Genomic DNA, 17,292 nt, shown 5'->3' on the forward strand with positions numbered 1-17,292 from the left:
GGACATGAGTGAATTCGAAGCCAGAGCCAGACACAGTGTATGGGGCGATTCCATCGTCTTGTCTCTGCTGGTTTCGTTTTCGGCCCTTGCCAGTTATTTCGTTCTCACATGGTTAGGCTTGCTTTATTTCGTGGTCGTCCTGGGCGGAGTCATCGGCGTATTTCTGCTGTTCAAGATTTCCACCAGGGATCTTTCGATAGCCATGGTCCTCTGGTTCCTGTCCATGTCCGGTTTTCAATACTCGGTCCGACTCGCCATGCCGGGATTGCCCGACCTGTCCATCGATCGCCTGCTGTTGATCTGGATCATCATCATGTTTCTCTTGCAGCTCGTGATCTACAAGAAGAAGCTCCAGGGACCCTTTACCGTCGACATCCTGATCATCGTCCACACCGTCTACATCTTCGTGAGCATGATATTCTCGCGGCCGGACGCTTTCCCCGCCTGGCTCATGAGCAGTCTGGTACCCTTGTTCGCATACCTGTACGGCAGGCACATCATCAAGGCGGACAGTCAGTTACGCACAATATTCATTTTCTGTCTGGGGCTTTCCGTCTATTATTACATCACCGCGATCGGTGAACATTTCGGCTGGAGTCAGCTGGTCTGGCCCAAGGCCATTCTCGACCCGACAGTCGGCCAGTTGTGGCACCCGGGTCGTGCGCGCGGACCGGTAATGCATCCGCCCCTGTTCGGCCAGTTGATCGCCATGTTCATACCCGTCTATTTCATATTTCTGACCCGCAAGACGAGCTTGTTTGCCAAGGCTCTCCTCGCCCTCTCTTTTGTTTGCAGTCTCGTCGCTTTGCTTCTCGCCTATACGCGAGGACCATGGCTCGCTGCGTCGATCTCGTTCCTGGTCCTGGGATTGTTGAGACCCAAGTTCAGGAAGACGCTCATCGTGCTGACCCTCGTCGGCCTGTTGGTCGCCACGCTGGGGTTGTTCCGACTCGCCAACAGCGATTTTCTACAGGAACGCTTAGACGATTCGGGGACCACCGAGAATCGTTACGCATTCTTCCTCATGAGTGCGAAAATGATCGCGGACCACCCGTTGTTCGGTGTAGGGTATTTTACGGCGAAGAATAAACACTGGCTGTACAACCAGGGAGGGTACATCCCCTTCATCGGCTATATCAGCAAGCGAGCCGGTCGAAACACGGTCCCTCATGATATATATCTGGGACGTGCGGCCGACGAGGGCCTGATCAGCATCTCCCTGTTGCTGGCCATGGGTGTGCTCGTGGGCAAGGAGTTCGTGAGGAAGTGGCGGATCGATCCTGGGGGGCGTTGGTTCAACCGTGATACCATGACCGTGATGGCTGCGATAGCGGCCTGTTATATGGTCGGTGGCATGGTCATCGATTACCGTTATTTCGACCTGATCAACGTGATTGCCTATCTTATCATGGGTGTAATATACGGATATCCGATCGAGCCCAAACACGGTCCAGGGTACTCCGTTCATGCCTAGGAACGTCACACCAATCCGGCCTCTGGTGGTATGTTGCGTATGTTGCCCATCGAGGTCTGAAGATGATATCGAGTAATATTCGATCATTCCTGAAGAAACACCTGTTCGATGCCGAGATCCTTCGCCTGATGGCGCTGGTCTTGCTTGTCAAGCCGCTCACCATCGTTATCCAGATGCTGCTGGCCAAGTATTTCGGCGCTGGGCCACAATATGATGCGTATGCCTTGGCCATCTTCCTCGTCATGTACGTCGGCTCGGTGATCGGGAACGTGTTCACGAGCGTTATCGTCCCTTACATCATCAAACTTCGCCGTTCCCTGACGACTCACGAACTGATGGGCTTTCAGAACGCCATCACGGCCCTGTTCGGCATTCCGGCGCTGATCTTCGCGCTTCTGCTTTTGTGCTGGCCGGGTGCGGTTGTAGATGTCGCCGGCCCGGGATTGCCCGACGAAACGCGAGCGTACGCCGTCCGGATGGTGAGGCTGCTGTCGCTACCGGGCATCTTCATACTGACCGTCGCTATGGGCAAGGCGATCCTCAATATCCACAACAAGTTCCGCCTGGCGACAAGCATGACCATGGTTAACGCCCTGATCATATTGTTCACCCTCATCGCTTTTCACGAGAGTATGGGGATCTGGTCCATCGCCCTGGGTTTCGCGGTCTCACAAGTGATTCAGACGGTCCTGCTCTGGCTACGATCGTATTCTCTCGGGCTGGTCGTGTTCGCCAAGCCGTACCTGCCCGATGGTGTGACCGGCAAGCTGTGGTCTTTGAGCTGGGCCATGATCTTGACCCAGGCCATACTCCTGCTATATCAGCTCATCGACAAGATGTTCGCCTCGACCCTGGAGACGGGCAGCATCTCCTCGCTGGCCTATGCCTTAACGGTCAAGACATTCGGCATCCAGCTCTTTCAATTGACTCTCATCACCGTCATGTTCACGAGGATCTCAGAGATGATCGCCGCGGGCGAGATCGCAAGATGCGGTGAATACATCAGAGACAACATCGGCCGTGTGATGCGGCTGGTGCTGCCGGCTACCCTTGTGTTCTGCCTGGCGAGCGAGGAGATCGTCAGGGTCCTTTTCCTGCGGGGCGAATTCACGGTCGCCGACGCTGAACGGACGACAAGCGTCATGGCCATGTACGTGCTCGGATTGCCGGCGCTGATCCTGAACCTGATCATCGCCCGCATTTTCCACTCCCTGCAGCGCATGAAAGAAAGAATCTGGCTGGGAATCCAGTACCTGGTGACGAACGTCGCCCTCAACGCGCTCATGATCGGTCCTCTGAAGGTGATGGGTCTCGCCCTTGCTTCATCCATCACCATCTATTTGCACTTGATTTTGTCGTTATGGGTGCTGCGGAGATACCGGCTGGGTCTGGGCATAGACGGCTGGTTCGGTGTCTTGTTGAAGAATCACATCATCGCCGTCGGCACATATCTGATCTACCTGGCGACCGGTTTCGGGCGATTCATGTCGGCCTGGTCGATTCACGGCACCAACGCCGGAGACATCGTCATCGGCATCTGCAAGGGTGCTTTCGTGTTCATCGTCTACTTGGGGCTGTTCCTGGTATGGCGGGCCATGACTGCGCGGCGCAGTGCCGGTCGATATCGACACTGATCTGATGTTCCCGGATGAGTCTCATTCTAATCTCGATGGCTCAGCCAGTTTTCAAGCGCATCGACGACACGCTGCTGTGTGAGCGCCAAGATCCCTTGTTATGCATGGCTTCACGCAGTGTCAGGTCGCCTGCGTCGTCGACCCTGTTCCCAGGGCGGGGCTCCGTTCGGATTGAGTTGTTGATATCAAATCATGGGTGTGCGAGACTGACAACCATGGTGCACCTCGCTTGGATTCGGCATTGGATTTCCATATCCATTTATGCCCAATCCTCCCGTGGGTGCATTGGCCTTTATCGGGCTGATGCCGTGAACCAATTGGGTTGAAAGGGAACAAAGATGGCTAGTGAACAAAAGGCCCGATCGGGACAGGTCATGCTAAGACTGTTTGCTGTTGCACTGGGATTCTTCCTGGCTGACATGGTACTCTTGTTTTTCCGCGCTCCCGGATTGCTGTCCCCCGCCAACTGGACCGGAGCGCTGAATCTCCTGGGAACCGGCATTCTGTTGTATGCTGTCTACTTTCTGATGATGCTCGGATTCTTAGTCATGCTCACCGCAGGAAACTTCATATTAAGATTGAAATTCGATATGAACTCCTTGGCAATCCTTACCGTCATCCTTACTCCGTTTTATATCTACATCCAGGACCGCATACTTATTTCAGTTCTAGGAATCTACATCAATCCGGCTGACCCGTATTTCTATGTACCGGTTCTGATTGCCATGGCCGTGCTGTTGATATTCCTGGCCCTTGTCCGGCTTGTCCTTTCCCGTGTCCCGTTCAACCTTACAGCCTTGCATCGTGCCTTCAGCTGGCCGGGGCTGACCGGAACGGCGTTTGCGATGTTCATGATCTACGCCCTGATCTGGGGCCCGCGAATGAATGTGCTGAGTCTATTCGACGCCGACCAGCAACGCGCTCCGGAGATGGAGTACAGCGTCGAAGCCCCAGGCCGGGCCGCCGACGAAGCGCCGAACTTCATCGTCGTCAAGATCGAGGCTTTCCGTCGCGACGAGTTCACACGGCAGAACGTTCCATTCCTCTGGCAACTGGCACAGGACAATACTTGGTTCTCCAACTACCACGTCGTGGCGTCTGCAACACGGCCGTCGGTAACTTCGTTTTTCACTTCTTTGTACCCGGCACAACACGGCTGCTACAATCTGGCGGTCGGAAAGTCCGACAATGGCGACCAGACAACTGTTAAGGTATCCGAAGCGATCAACTGCCTGCCCAGGATTCTGCAGGAGAACGGTTACCGGACCGAGATGTTCACCTCCAACACCTTGGCTACCGATCCCGTATTCGGATTTCAAAAAGTACTTCGCAGATTCAGCTCCGTCGCCCCATATGAATTCAAAATCCCGGCCCCAGAATCGTTTGTCGGTTACAGTTTCCTGCGCCGGCGGTTGAACATGTTCCGGATCTTCAACATCTTCGCATTCAGCCCGGAACACTCTCCCAGCTACTTCGACGCACCACGCCTGAACACTGCCATCCAACAGTCCCTGAAGCAGTCCACCGACAGCCCCGTGATGATGTACATCCACTACATGGAACCGCACATGCCGTACTACCATCACCCGTACGTGCCCTTGCAAATCATCAATTACTCAGCGACCCGCAAGGATGAAGTGCAGTCGGCCTATCGCGAGGAACTCTCCGCCATCGACAGGTCCATCGCCGGGCTGTTCGAACTGTTCGATGAAAACGGCATTCTGGACAACAGCTGGATCCTGATCACTGCCGACCATGGAGAGGAGTTCCTGGACCACAAGAAGTGGGGTCATGGAAAATCCGTCTTCCCGGAGATTCTCTGTGTGCCCGCAATCCTGGTCGAGCCTGTTTCGCAGAGGAAATCACAGGTTATCGACTCGGTTGTCGAGAGCATCGACATCATGCCGACTTTTGCCGATATCGCCGACATTCCTGTCGACGAGTACTGGGAGGGCGAGTCGCTGGTACCCCTGATCTCCGGTACGGACACGACCGGCACCAATCTCGCGCTCGCCCAGTTCGATGACAAAAAACAGCTCTGGTCATCGGCAATCTCCGGCAATTGGCAGGTCATATTCCGGGAACCGTCCGGTGCGGAGGAGCTGGACCATTCGGACCGCCTGGCCAAACGCAAGGTCATGCTGTTCGACCTCGCTGAGGACCCGTTGGCTCAGAATGACCTATCCGAAACGAAATCGGACAAGGCGACCGAGATGACGACTCTGCTTGAGGGTGAGTTGGCGCGGTTTGAAATCAGCGCGCCTCTGTTCAGGGGCGAAGAACAGAAGATCGACCCTGAACAAATGAAGCAATTGCGCGCACTTGGATACGTCGACTAGAACCTGGAATATGGAGAGGCTTCAGTGGGAACGACAGACTAATCATTGCCCTGCCGTCGATCATCAAGTACCTTCTCCCGGATGCTTTTAGGGTGTTTGGCCGTTGCACAGGCTTACCGGGTCTGTCTGCGCCGCATGCGGATTTGCCATAGAACCGAAGATTGGCCATGTATCACGAGCATTTCGGCTTTTTCACGGCTCCGTTCTCCCTGAGCCCTCACCTGCAGTTCCTCTTCAGGTCGAGTGCGTTCGAGGAGACGATGGCCCATCTGGTGTACGGCCTCGAGGGCGGCGAGGACATCATCCTCATCACCGGTGAGATCGGTACAGGCAAGACCCTGGCGCTGTACAACCTGTCCCAGCACATCTCCAAGACCTACCGGATCGCCCTGATCAACGTCACGCAACTGGATTTCCGCGAACTGCTCAAGATGCTGCTGTCCGAACTGGGCGTGCAGGTGCCGGCGGCGGCCGACCGCGCCGACCTGTTGAGCGCGCTTAAGGCGGAGCTGGTGGCGACCATGCGCCGCGGGCAGCGCCTGCTGCTGATCATCGACGAGGCCCAGAATCTCGACGACGCCACCATGGAGGGCGTCCGGCTGTTGACCAACCTGGGGCCGCCCGAGGAGCAGGCGCTCCAGGTTGTGCTGTCGGGACAGCCCGGACTGCGCACCAAGATCAACTCGCCGCAGCTGGCCCAGGTGCGTCAGCGGATCAGGGTCCATTACCATCTCGACAAGCTGGGTCCCGAGGAGACGGCCGACTATCTCGAACACCGCGTCAGGGTGGCCGGCTGCGACCGCAAGCTGTTCCGCAAGGACGCGATCAAACGCATCCATGCGCTCAGCGATGGCATCCCGCGCCTCGTGAACGTGATCGCGGACAGGGCCCTGCTGGCCGCCTACGTGGACGGCGACGACGAGGTGCACCTGCATCACGTGGAGGAGGACACCTCGCTCGCCAAGTCGCCCACCGCGGAATCGATCGCCGCGGCGATCGCCGCACGGTCCTCCGAGTCTCCGCCCCCTCCCGTGCCGGAGCCGAAGCCGAAACCCGAGCCTGCAACCGCGCCCTCTGTCGCCGACGACGGACCGCAGCCCTCCGACGACGAGCTGGACGAGATCACCGAAGCCGCCCTGGCCGCCTCCGCCGCAGCCATCGAGGACGAACGCGAGGGGCCCGACACGATCGAGTCCCCCGCCGGGGCGGACGGCGAGGTTGATGCCCCCGCGGTTTCGGCCGCAGTCGTTGCGGGCGGTGACGAGGACGAAAGCGTAGATGTCGAGACGGAGATGTCCGCGCCGATGGCGGTCAAGCGTCGTACCCGTGGCGCGCGGCGTATCCTCGTGTCGGCCCTGATAATCGGGGCGGTTTCTGTCGCCGCACTGGGCCTGCTGGCCCATCGCCAGGGCATTATCAAACTGCCTCTGCTCCCAGAACCCCGTCCTGTCGCCGAGGCCGACGAAGGCGTTGCTGACAACGGTTTCACCACCGGAATCGTGGACCGATTGCAGGGCGTTGCGCCCTTCGATTCGGTCGGCGCCGTCGCGGCCGGGCTTGACGACAGCCTCGCCGTTGCCGGGAACGAAGGACTTGTCGCCGGGGAAGTCACCGATACCCTTTCGGTGGGGGAACCCGCCCCGCTGCCCGTCGACGAGGATGAGCCGGCTCCGCGGATCGCGGACGAGATGGCAACCGACGCAGGCGCCGGACTTGACGAGACTCCGGCGGCCAGGGAACTGCCCGCGCCGCCGCCGGGTCTTTACGTCCATGTGGGTTCGTTCCGAGATATCGAGCGTGCCCGGATTTTCGCCGCCGAATGCGCAGGCCACGATATGCCGACGCAAGTCATGGCTGTCACGATCGACGGCCAGCTCTGGTACCGGGTACATGTGGGGCCGTACGCGGATCAGGCGGATGCGCAACAAGCCCAGGCCGTGGTGCAAGGCAATAGGCTTTCCACCTGGACCATGATCGTCAGGATCCGCTGACGATGGCCGGGCGCGCGGACGGTCGCCCACTGGTCTCGGCCCAGCTGGTAGGCGCCCTCCAGATGGGCGGTGCCGAACATCTCGCGGTCCAGATCGCCAACGCCCGCGCCGTCGCCGGCGACCGATCCCACCTGTATGTGATGGGCGGCCCTGGCCCTCTTTCGGCCAAGATCTCGCCCGCCGTGACGGTGCGTTATTTCGACCATCGCGTGGCGTCCCCAGCCCGTCCCTGGCGATGTCTCGTCTCCGTTCGCGAGGGATACCGCCTGCTCGCCGCCTCCCTCGCCGCCGACGGCGTCGACGTGTTGCAGAGCCATCTACCCGGAGCCAATTTCTGGGGTCTGCTGCTGTCGAGGCGGAGACGGTGCGCGGTCGTCCCCACGGTGCACAACAACCGGGAATTCGCCTACGGCGACACGGCCAATCCTCTCCGGACCCGGATGCGCCACTGGGCCTACCGGCGCATGCTGAAAGACTGTAATGCGGTCGTCGCCGTGTCGGAGAAAGTGAAGGCCTCGTTGCTGGTTGAACTGGGCGTGGGGGAGGCCGCCGCCGACCGGCTGGTCGTGATACCCAATGGTGTGAGCGAACCGCCACCCCTGGCATCCGACGAGCTTACGCGAATCAGGGCGCGCTTCGGCTGCGGCGAGGGCGAATTCCTGGCCTTGGCGGCGGGGCGGCACGACGCGCAGAAGAATTACCGTACGCTGATCGAAACCATGGTCCTGCTCCTGGCAAGGGGGGTCCCATTGCGCCTGGTGCTGGCGGGCGAGGGGCCGCTGAGCGAGGAACACCGACGGCTGTGCGACGAGTCGGGTCTGTCGGCGCGAGTGGTCATGCCCGGCAATCTGGACGACCTGTCCCGGGTGATGCAGTCCGCCGACTGCTTCGTCATGTCGTCGCTTTGGGAAGGCCTGCCGTTGGTAATGTTGGAGGCGATGGCCGCCGGCCTGCCTGTCGCGGGGACCCGCATTCCCGGCATCGAAGATGTGATCGAGGACGGCGTCAACGGCGTCCTGGCCGATCCCGCGGACGCGGCCGGACTCGCCGACGCCGTCGCGCGCCTGGCCGCCGATGCAGACCTGCGCGCCCGGTGCCGCGCGTCCGCCCTGGCGTCCGTACGACGCGATTATTCCCTCGACAGGGTCAGCCGGGATCTGGGCGACCTCTACCACCGCGTCGCCGGCACCGCAGGAAAGTCATGACCTACCGTATCGCCACGGTCCCCTACCTCGCGGCCCGGCCGCTGGTTGACGCCCTGGACGAGCTCGCTCCGGAGCGCGTGCGCGTGATCTCGGCCGTACCGTCGGTCCTGCCGGAGCTGCTTCACGCCGACGAGGCGGACGCGGCCCTGATCCCGGTCGTCGAGTGCTGGCGCGGCGCCGGGGACGGCATCGTGCCCGGCGTGGGCATCGCCACGGGCCGTCGCGTGGACAGCGTGAAGCTTTTCAGCCGCGTGGCTCCCACCAGGATACGCCACGTGGCCGTGGACCGCGGCAGCCGCACCTCGGTGGCGCTCCTGCGCATACTTTTCGCCGACCTCTACGACGTGCAGCCGGACTTCAAGGTGCTCGAACCCCGTGTCGACACCCTGCTGGACGACCACGAGGCGGCGCTGGTCATCGGCGACCGCGGCTTCGCCGCCGAAGGCCGGTTTCGCGCGGAGGGGCGCGAGGATGTCCACATCGTCGATCTCGGCGAGACCTGGCGCCAGATGACGGGGCTGCCCTTCGTTTTCGCGGTGTGGGCGCTGGGGCGGCGCTTCGTGACCGGAGCGGGCGTCGCGGAGCGCGAGGAACTCGTCGCCCTGCTCACCCGGTCCCGTGACTTGGGGCTGTCCAGGATAGATGAGCTGGCCGCCCGCGCGGCGGCCGAGGGATGTCTCGGCCCGGGGGGCGTCTGCTCGGCTGACGTCATCCGCGGGTTCTTTGCGGAATCGATGTGCTACGCGCTCGGCGAACGCGAAATGGCGGGGCTGCGGCGGTTTCATACCCTGTGTGTGCGCCATGCCATCTGCCCACCCGGCCGTGGCGTGGATTTCACGGCACGTACGTGACGAGGAACCGCGATGACCATACCCGAGGGAGACGGCCCCACCGCCCCCGACGAGTCCTACGGCGTGCCCCGGCGTTCGAGCGGGGATGCCCTCGAGATCCTCGACGAGTCCCTGCGGCGCCGCCTGACCGGCGGCGAGCTGTTGCTGCTGTGCGAGGAAGCGGCCCTGCACGACCTGGGACGCACGGCTCATGCCTTGCGGCTGGAGCGCTGCGATCCCGGGCGCGTCACCTATGTCGTCGGCCGCCGCGTCACCGATACCGGTCTGAGTCACGGGGATTGCTGGTTCAGCGCCTCCAACCGTCACGGGGGCGCCGTCGCCGCTCACGGCTCGATGCTGGACGAGGTGATGGCCGAGATCCGCACCGCCTTCGCCGTCGGCGAACGCCCGATCCTGCCGCACGTCGGGCAACCTCCCGACCCTGGGATCGAGACCCGCGAAAAGATGCTGCGCGAATTGAAGGCGGCCTGTCCCCGGCTGTGGATACAAGGCTTCTCGCCCGATGCGGTCCGTCGCCTCGCCGAGAGGTCAGGGCTCCAGACCCTGGAGGTGCTGCGCCGCCTGCAGGAAGCGGGGCTGGATTCCATGTCCGGCGACGACGCCGGGGTCCTCAGCGATCGCGTCCGCCGTCTGTTGGCGCCCGACGGGACCACCGCCCGCGCGTGGATCGAGATCAGCGAGGAAGCCCATTACCTGGGCCTGCCCACCACGGCGGCCATGACGATCGGGCACATGGAGACATATCCCGAGCGTGTCGAGCACCTGCTGCGCCTGCGCGAGAGCCAGGACAGGACGTCCGGTTACACGGCCTTCGCTCCCCGGATCTTCCGGCCGGCCGGCACGCAGCGCCCGCCCGCGCCCGATTCGATGGCGCGCACCGCCGCCCGCGGCGATCCGGGGGTGCCGGATTACCTGCGCACCCTGGCGATCGCGCGTATCGCGCTCGACAACTTCGCCGACATCCAGGCGTCCTGGATCGCGCAGGGCAAGAGCGTGGGCCGGCTCGCCCTCTCCTTCGGCGCCAACGATCTGGGCGCCACGATGACGGAGGAGGGCGTGGTTCAGGCCGACGGCGTCGCGCGGTCCCCGACCGGGGCCGACCTCGAAGAGATGATCCGCAGCGCCGGTTTCTCCCCTGCCCAGCGGAATTTCGGCTACAACGTCCGGTGCCTCGCTCCCCCCGTCGACGATGCCTGATATCGCTCAATGAATCCCTTTCGCTACCGATACAGTGAACAGATAGTCAGGTTGTGGCGCGGAGACCCGCGACCGTTCCGGCGTCGAACTATGTGGGAGATGGACATGGCAAGGAAAATGAGTCTGGGCCGCAAGCTGGGTCTCGGTTTCGGCCTGCTGATGGGCTTGATGGTGATCGTCCTGGTCATTGCCACCTTCGGGTTCCATTCCCTCGAAAAGAACACCCGGCGCTTTCTGGAGAACCAGCAGCTCGAAACCGATCTCATGACTTACGAGGTCGACCAGCTCAGCTGGACCCGCGAACTCGGCGATGCCATCATCAACGCCGACGTATCCGGCCTGGACATCCAGACCGATCCCGCACGGTGCGCGTTCGGCGTCTGGTACGGGAGCGAGGACAGACGCCGGGACGTCACGTTGTTGCCCGAACTGGCATCCCTGCTGGCGCAGATCGAGAACCGTCACGCCGCATTGCACGCCGCCGCCAACGAGATCATCTCGCTGCTCGCGGCTCACGACACCTCGCGGCCGGAGACATGGCTGGCAGCGAGACGGATGCACCAGGATGGCGTGATACCCGCGGAAGACGGCATGTTCGAGATCCTGAATCGCATGCGTACGGTGGTCCAGGCCTACTGCGAAACCTACCGGGCGCGGATCGAGGCTCTCCACCAACGCGTCGAAATGGTCCTGCTCATATTGGTTTCCCTGGGCATGCTGGTGGGCGGCGCCCTCGTCGTGTCGTTGACCCGGAACATCGTCAAGGATCTGAAGCGCGTGATCGTCGGCATGGGCGAGAGCGTGGGCCAGGTGACCACGGCCTCTGCCCACCTGTCCGAATCGAGCCAGGACCTGGCCCACGGCGCGAGCACCCAGGCCTCCACCCTCGAGCAGATATCCGCCTCCCTGCAGGATCTCTCCGCCAAGACCCGTCTCAACGCCGCCAACGCGGCGAAGATGGACGACATGGCCGACGTGGTCTCCAAGGCGTCGCTGCGCTCTGCGGAGGCGGGCAGCCGCATGCAGGAGGCCATCTCCAAGGTCCAGAAATCGTCGGGCGATACGGCGCGCATCATCAAGTCCATCGACGAGATCGCCTTCCAGACCAACCTGCTGGCGCTCAACGCGGCGGTCGAGGCCGCGCGGGCGGGCGAGGCTGGCAAGGGCTTCGCGGTGGTGGCCGAGGAAGTGCGCAACCTGGCCCAGCGCAGCGCCGAGGCCGCCAGGGACACCACGGCCCTGATCGCCGAATCCAAGCAGGACGCCGAGCGCGGCGTCAAGGTCACCGCCGAGATTTCCGAAGCCATCCGCAGCATCTCGGACAGCATCGCGCAGGTCACCGAATTGATCCGCGAGGTGACGACCGCCAGCGGCGAGCAGGCCGTGGGCATCGAGGAGCTCAACAACGCCGTCGCCGACATGGAACAGGTGACCCAGTCCAACGCCGCCAATTCCGAGCAGACCGCGGCGTCCAGCGAGGAGCTCTCGGCCCAGGCCGGCGAGATGGTGTACATGATCGAGGTGTTGCAGCAGATCGCCGGCGGCAGGGGCGGGACGGGGGAATCCGGCCGCGCCGGACAGGCCGGCCCCGGCGAGAAACCTGTGCGGTCCGCCTATCGGCAAAGCGCGTGCTGGCCGGTCGGGGCAGGTCCGGAGCAGGCCGCCGCCATCGATGGGTTCGACCTGGACGATCTCGATATCGACGAGTTCTGGGACGAGGAGGCGAGCGGTAACCTGGAGCCCGATCGGGCGGTCGGACTCGACAAGAAGGAGCTGATCGACATCTGACCCGTGGTCCCCGGTCCGCGAAGCCCGCCCGACGAGGGCGGGCTTTCTGTTATCGGGCAGATCCGGCGCCGGACCGCCCACGGCCTGTCAAGGCAGGCGCAACCAGTCCTCGCCGTAGATGGAGCGCGGGAAGATGATAGGCACGAGGCCGTGGAGGAATTGCCTCAACTTGAGCGCCAGGTGATTGGCGTCGTGCGCGCCGTGGACGGTGCGCAGGAATCCTTCCAGGGCGTAGGTCTGCACCTCGACGTGGAACCGGTAGGGCAGGCCGCCGGGAACGTCCGACGGATGCAGGATGCCCAGATCCCCCTTGTAGACCCGGTAGCCGCGGCCCGAGTGGCGGTCGAGATGCCGCTCGTCGTGGCTGTCGACCAGCGTGTCGGTGACGTCGTGCCACGAGATGGGATTGCCGAAGACGCTGTCCAGCAGCGTCAGCAGGTCGTTGATGGCGTCCTCGTCGTGGACGATGAACATGGCGCCGAGAATATCGCTGATCTCGTCCGGATCTTGGATTCCCTTGCGGATTATCTTGGACAGGAGCGGGCCGCTGCTGCGCTCCCCGGTGGCGTCCCAGCGCTTGCGCTCGATGACGCGGTGGCTGCCATCGACGATCTCGTAGGAGATCGGCACCACCGTCCGCTTGAAACGGCAGTTGTAGTAGAGCACGTCCAGGGCGATCTTGCGCCCGCTGACCGCCTTCTCCAGGAAGATCGACTTGAACTCGAAGCGCTCCTGCCCGGGCTTGGGCTTGAGGTTGTAGTGGATGGACTCGCCGTCCTCGTCGATATGGAAACCGACCTCCACGACGTTGGTGTCCAGGGCGTATTCCCACAGGCCCTCGCGCAGCAGACGCTCGAAATAGGCCTTGTGCTTGGGGCCCAGCTGGACTTGGCGCGAATGATCGATGTCCAGCAGCAGCTTGGCGAGATAGAGCTTGCGCTGCGCCTCGTAGCGGGTGCGCGGATCCTCCGGCGAGAAGAGGAAGGACATCAGCGTTCGCATGTCGTTGCAGGCAGATATGTTGGCGTCTGGACGCGCGTGCTCCCGCGACGATGCGGGCAGCAGGGACACGAGGTCCCGCACGTAGGTTTCGGCTTCGGTCAGGTAGCGGATCAGCTCCGTCGGCCCGCGGCTGCCGCCACCGTCGCGCAACGGAGGATTGAGCATGCGTTTGATCTCGGCCCGGTAGGCGTCGTCGTCGTCGCGGATGCGGATGTACATCTGCCGGAAGAAGCGCCCGATGCGCGAGGAACGCCGCACGAACCGCGGGTCGAGCAGGGGGTGGGCGCTGTAGTCCACGTCCCAGGGATCGCCGGACGCGTTCCTGGTCTCCAGACTCGAGGCGTCTACCCAGCGTTGATGCATCGCTCGACTTTCAGATCATGTCCAGGACCCTGGCGAGGTCCTCCCGCAGGTCCTCGACGTCCTCGCAGCCGACGGCCAAGCGGACCAGATCATCCGTGATATCGGCTTCTTCGCGTTCGTGCTGAGGAATTCCGGCGTGCGTCATCGACGCGGGATGCTCGATCAGGCTCTCGATGCCGCCGAGGCTCACCGCGAGGGTGGGGATCTGGACGTTGTCTATCACCGTGCGTCCCACCTCCAACCCGCCCTTTACCCCGAAGGAGATCACGGCCCCGGGGCCGGACATCTGCCGCAGTCCCAGTTCGTACTGGGGATGGCTCTCGAGACCGGGATACCGAACCCAGGTGACCTTGGGATGGGACTCGAGGTAGCGGGCCAGATCCATGGCGTTGGCCTGCGCCTTCTCCATGCGCAGCGCCAGGGTGCGCACGCCGCGCAGCACGAGCCAGGCCTGGTGGGGATCCATGGTCCCGCCCAGGTTGCGGTGCACCTTGCGCAGCCGCGTGAAGACGTCCGGATTCTTGGCGACGACCATGCCGGCCACCACGTCTGTATGGCCGTTGATGAACTTCGTCATGCTGTGCACGATGATGTCGGCGCCGAGGTCGAAGGGTTGTTGCAGGATCGGGGAGGAGAAGGTGTTGTCCACCGCCAGCAGGGCCCCGTGCGCATGAGCGATGGCAGCGCAGGCGGCGATGTCCGTCATCTTCAGCGTGGGGTTGGCGGGCGTCTCGATATAGACCAGCTTCGTTTCCGGCCGCATGGCGTTCTCGACGTTCTCGATGATCGACGAGTCGACGAAGGTAGCGTCGATCCCGAAGCGGGAATATTCCGTCTCCAGCACCGTGCGGGACGGGCCGTAGAGCGCCTCGGTGCAGACAACGTGATCGCCCTGGCCCAGCAGCGTGAAGTACACCGTGTTCACGGCGGCCATGCCCGTGGCGGCTCCCAGGGCGCCGCAGCCGCCTTCGAGGGTGGCGATGCATTCCTCGAGGTGCGCCGTCGTGGGGTTGCCGAGGCGCGTGTAGATGTAGCCGTCGTCGGTGCCGGCGAAGCGGGCCGCGCCTTCGGCGGCTTCGCGGAAACGGAAGGTGGACGACTGGTAGATGGGCACGGATATGGCTCCCGTCGCGGGATCCGGGTGCTGACCGGCGTGAACCACCTTGGTATGCATGCGCATGTTCTTTGCGTCCATCATCTCTGCTTCCTTTCCGATTCAATGCGGCGGGGCGCTCTTCCTGGCGGCGTCCGCGTGGGGGCTGCCGGCGATCCGCGACGGGGGATCCGGCTTGTTCGCCCCCGCTACCGCTCATATAATAGACTCCCCGTCGCGAGTTGTAAAAGGCCCCCGTATTGCTGGAGGTTCCCATGAGCCGGATGACGTTCCCGTTCGCCAGGATCCTGTTCGCGCTGTCGCTGGCCGCGCCGGCTTGCTGTCCCGCGGCGCTGGCCGATCCGCCCGCCGGCGATCTCTGGCCCTACCTGCCCGCCGGCGACATCGGCGCCGTTTCCTGGCGCGCCGCGCATCCCGCTTGGGATGGCCGCGGCGTGGTCGTGGCGATCCTCGACACCGGCGTCGACGAGTTCGCTCCGGGGCTGCAGACCACCGCGACGGGCGCCCACAAGATCCTGGACGTGCGCGACTTCACGCCCGAGGGGGAATGGGAGGTCGTGGAGGCCGAATTCGAGCAGGGCGTCTTCTCGCATCCGGACGGACATCGGCTGGAGGGAGCCGATGGCCTGCCCGTGGCGCCGGTCGCCGGCGACGACCTGTATCCGGTCTACATGGGCCTGATCTCCGAGAAGCAGTTCATCAACAACCAAGACGTGCCCGATGTCAACGACGACGGCGACGCCGCCGACGTCTTCGGCTTCCTGGTCTACACGGCGGAGCAAGGGGACGCCGTGACCGCGCTGGGAGCCGGCAGGGGCCTGGACCTGCTGGCCGGTCTCAACGAGACCGCGGCGGGCGCGGTGGCGCGCGAACGCGCCGCCCGGCGCGTCTGGCTGGTGGTCGTGGACACCGACGGCGACGGCCATCTGGAAGACGAGCGGCCCCTGCGCGACTACCACGTGGACTGGGACGTCTTCGGCCTGAGCAGCCCCCAGGACGAGGAAAGCCGCTCGATGATGGCCTGGTCCGTCAACGTGCGCGACGCCGAGGACTGGCTCGGCCGCTTCGTCGCGCCCACGGTCGAGTTCCACCACGACTCCGGCGCCCACGGTTCCCACTGCGCAGGCATCGCCGCGGGGCACGAGGTCGGCGGACAGCCCGGCCTGCACGGCGTGGCGTCGGGCGCCTGGCTGATCTCCTGCAAGCTCGGCGACAATCGTCTCAGCGGCGGCGCCACGCGCACCGAGTCCATGAAGAAGGCCTTCGAGCACGCCCTGGGCTTCGGCGAGCGCTACGGGCTGCCCGTGGTGGTGAACATGAGCTTCGGCATCAATTCCGTCGAGGAGGACGAGGATGCGATCGGCGGCTGGCTGGACGAGCTGCTGGCCGAGCATCCCGGCTTCTACGTATGCACCAGCAACGGCAACGAGGGCCCCGGGCTGTCCACCAGCGGCATTCCGGCCACCAGCCGCAGCGTGATCGCCTCGGGCGCCTACCTCTCGCGCGAAACGGCCCGTGAGCTCTACCAGGCCGAACTGCCGGTCAACACCCTGTTCGCCTTCTCCAGCCGGGGCGGCGAGGCGCCCAAGCCCGACGTCGTCGCGCCCGGATCGGCGCTCTCCACCGTGCCCGGCTTCGAGGACGGCAGCGCCCGCTACAACGGGACCTCGATGGCCTCGCCCCAGACCGCCGGCGCCGTCGCCTGTCTGCTCAGCGCGGCGCTCCAGGAGGACCTGACCGTGCACTGGGGCATGGTCAAGCGCGCCCTGATCGCCGGCGCCGTGCGCGTGCCGGGACTCGACCTGTTCGACCAGGGCGGCGGCCTGGTCGACATTCCAGGCAGCTGGCGGGTCTTGCGCGAGCAGGCCCGGAGCGCGTCCGCGCACCGCGTTCTCGACTATGCGATCGAGACCGCCTGTCCCTTCCAGGCCGACGGCCTGGCGCCCGCCGCGTACTGGCGCACGCCCGGCGGCTTCCCGGCCGCGCCGCAGCGCGTCACCTTCAGGGTGCGGCCCGTCTTCCATCCCGACTTGACGCCCGACGAGCGCGACGTCTTCTTCCGCTCCTTCTCGTTCAAGAGCGAGGCGCCCTGGTTGAAGGTCCTGCCGTCGCAGCGTTACATCCGCGGCGACATGGCCATGGAAATCGACGTCACCTACGACGCGGCCCGCCTGGCCGCCCCGGGCGTCTACAGCGCGCGGGTGATCGCGGCCCTGGACGGCGGCGACCTCTCGGGCCTGCCCGCCCGCGAATTCTCGCTGTGGAACACCGTTGTGGTGGGGGAGGCCGCCGACCCGGCGGCGGGCGCCAGGCTCGTCTTCTCGGGCGGGAACC

The 17,292-nt window shown here is 63.7% G+C and carries 11 protein-coding genes; 9 read left to right on the forward strand and 2 right to left on the reverse strand.

Going from position 1 to position 17,292, the window contains the following annotated elements; genetic code table 11:
* The first annotated feature begins 4 nt into the window (after positions 1–4).
* The 8 genes from KJ554_01165 to KJ554_01200 all read left to right on the forward strand — a co-directional run bounded on the left by KJ554_01165 (position 5) and on the right by KJ554_01200 (position 12,479).
* On the forward strand, positions 5–1,474 hold the full coding sequence (locus KJ554_01165; protein MBU0740941.1) for an O-antigen ligase family protein: 1,470 nt from the start codon (positions 5–7) through the stop codon (positions 1,472–1,474).
* Positions 1,475–1,536: 62 nt separating this feature from the next.
* Positions 1,537–3,108: a hypothetical protein gene (locus KJ554_01170; protein MBU0740942.1), complete on the forward strand. Its 1,572-nt coding sequence runs from the start codon at positions 1,537–1,539 to the stop codon at positions 3,106–3,108.
* Between the two features lie 374 nt (positions 3,109–3,482).
* Positions 3,483–5,447, forward strand: coding sequence for a sulfatase-like hydrolase/transferase (locus KJ554_01175; GenBank protein ID MBU0740943.1), 1,965 nt, complete (start codon positions 3,483–3,485; stop codon positions 5,445–5,447).
* A 167-nt stretch (positions 5,448–5,614) separates the two neighbouring features.
* A complete protein-coding gene (locus KJ554_01180; GenBank protein ID MBU0740944.1) occupies positions 5,615–7,438 on the forward strand; it encodes an AAA family ATPase in 1,824 nt (607 codons plus the stop codon).
* A 2-nt stretch (positions 7,439–7,440) separates the two neighbouring features.
* Positions 7,441–8,643 (forward strand): glycosyltransferase family 4 protein, encoded by a 1,203-nt coding sequence (locus tag KJ554_01185; GenBank protein MBU0740945.1) that lies wholly within the window; start codon positions 7,441–7,443, stop codon positions 8,641–8,643.
* Positions 8,640–9,494 carry a menaquinone biosynthesis protein gene (locus KJ554_01190; protein ID MBU0740946.1) on the forward strand — a complete coding sequence of 285 codons (855 nt, stop codon included), beginning with the start codon at positions 8,640–8,642 and terminating at the stop codon, positions 9,492–9,494. The genes KJ554_01185 and KJ554_01190 overlap by 4 nt, the downstream gene beginning before the upstream one ends.
* A gap of 12 nt (positions 9,495–9,506) precedes the next feature.
* Positions 9,507–10,691, forward strand: a complete 1,185-nt coding sequence (locus tag KJ554_01195) for a dehypoxanthine futalosine cyclase (protein ID MBU0740947.1) — start codon at positions 9,507–9,509, stop codon at positions 10,689–10,691.
* A gap of 105 nt (positions 10,692–10,796) precedes the next feature.
* Positions 10,797–12,479, forward strand: coding sequence for a hypothetical protein (locus tag KJ554_01200; protein ID MBU0740948.1), 1,683 nt, complete (start codon positions 10,797–10,799; stop codon positions 12,477–12,479).
* A gap of 87 nt (positions 12,480–12,566) precedes the next feature.
* Here KJ554_01200 and KJ554_01205 read toward each other — a convergent pair whose 3' ends face one another.
* Together KJ554_01205 and KJ554_01210 are read right to left on the reverse strand one after the other, a co-directional pair.
* Entirely contained in the window at positions 12,567–13,844 is a 1,278-nt protein-coding gene (locus tag KJ554_01205) for a hypothetical protein (GenBank protein ID MBU0740949.1), read from the reverse strand.
* Positions 13,845–13,854: 10 nt separating this feature from the next.
* Positions 13,855–15,039, reverse strand: a complete 1,185-nt coding sequence (locus tag KJ554_01210; protein ID MBU0740950.1) for a PLP-dependent aspartate aminotransferase family protein — start codon at positions 15,037–15,039, stop codon at positions 13,855–13,857.
* A 173-nt stretch (positions 15,040–15,212) separates the two neighbouring features.
* Here KJ554_01210 and KJ554_01215 point away from each other — a divergent pair.
* A partial coding sequence (locus tag KJ554_01215) for a S8 family serine peptidase (protein ID MBU0740951.1) occupies positions 15,213–17,292 on the forward strand: 2,080 nt, incomplete at its 3' end.

The organism is bacterium (assembly GCA_018814885.1).
Taxonomy (GTDB): Bacteria; Krumholzibacteriota; Krumholzibacteriia; order LZORAL124-64-63; family LZORAL124-64-63; genus JAHIYU01.

Excerpts from the sequence above, each read along its gene's own strand:
- KJ554_01165 (MBU0740941.1), top strand. The coding sequence starts at position 5 with ATGAGTGAATTCGAAGCCAGAGCCAGACACAGTGTATGGGGCGATTCC.
- KJ554_01170 (MBU0740942.1), top strand. The coding sequence starts at position 1,537 with ATGATATCGAGTAATATTCGATCATTCCTGAAGAAACACCTGTTCGAT.
- KJ554_01175 (MBU0740943.1), top strand. The coding sequence starts at position 3,483 with ATGCTAAGACTGTTTGCTGTTGCACTGGGATTCTTCCTGGCTGACATG.
- KJ554_01180 (MBU0740944.1), top strand. The coding sequence starts at position 5,615 with ATGTATCACGAGCATTTCGGCTTTTTCACGGCTCCGTTCTCCCTGAGC.
- KJ554_01185 (MBU0740945.1), top strand. The coding sequence starts at position 7,441 with ATGGCCGGGCGCGCGGACGGTCGCCCACTGGTCTCGGCCCAGCTGGTA.
- KJ554_01190 (MBU0740946.1), top strand. The coding sequence starts at position 8,640 with ATGACCTACCGTATCGCCACGGTCCCCTACCTCGCGGCCCGGCCGCTG.
- KJ554_01195 (MBU0740947.1), top strand. The coding sequence starts at position 9,507 with ATGACCATACCCGAGGGAGACGGCCCCACCGCCCCCGACGAGTCCTAC.
- KJ554_01200 (MBU0740948.1), top strand. The coding sequence starts at position 10,797 with ATGGCAAGGAAAATGAGTCTGGGCCGCAAGCTGGGTCTCGGTTTCGGC.
- KJ554_01205 (MBU0740949.1), bottom strand. The coding sequence starts at position 13,844 with ATGCATCAACGCTGGGTAGACGCCTCGAGTCTGGAGACCAGGAACGCG.
- KJ554_01210 (MBU0740950.1), bottom strand. The coding sequence starts at position 15,039 with ATGGACGCAAAGAACATGCGCATGCATACCAAGGTGGTTCACGCCGGT.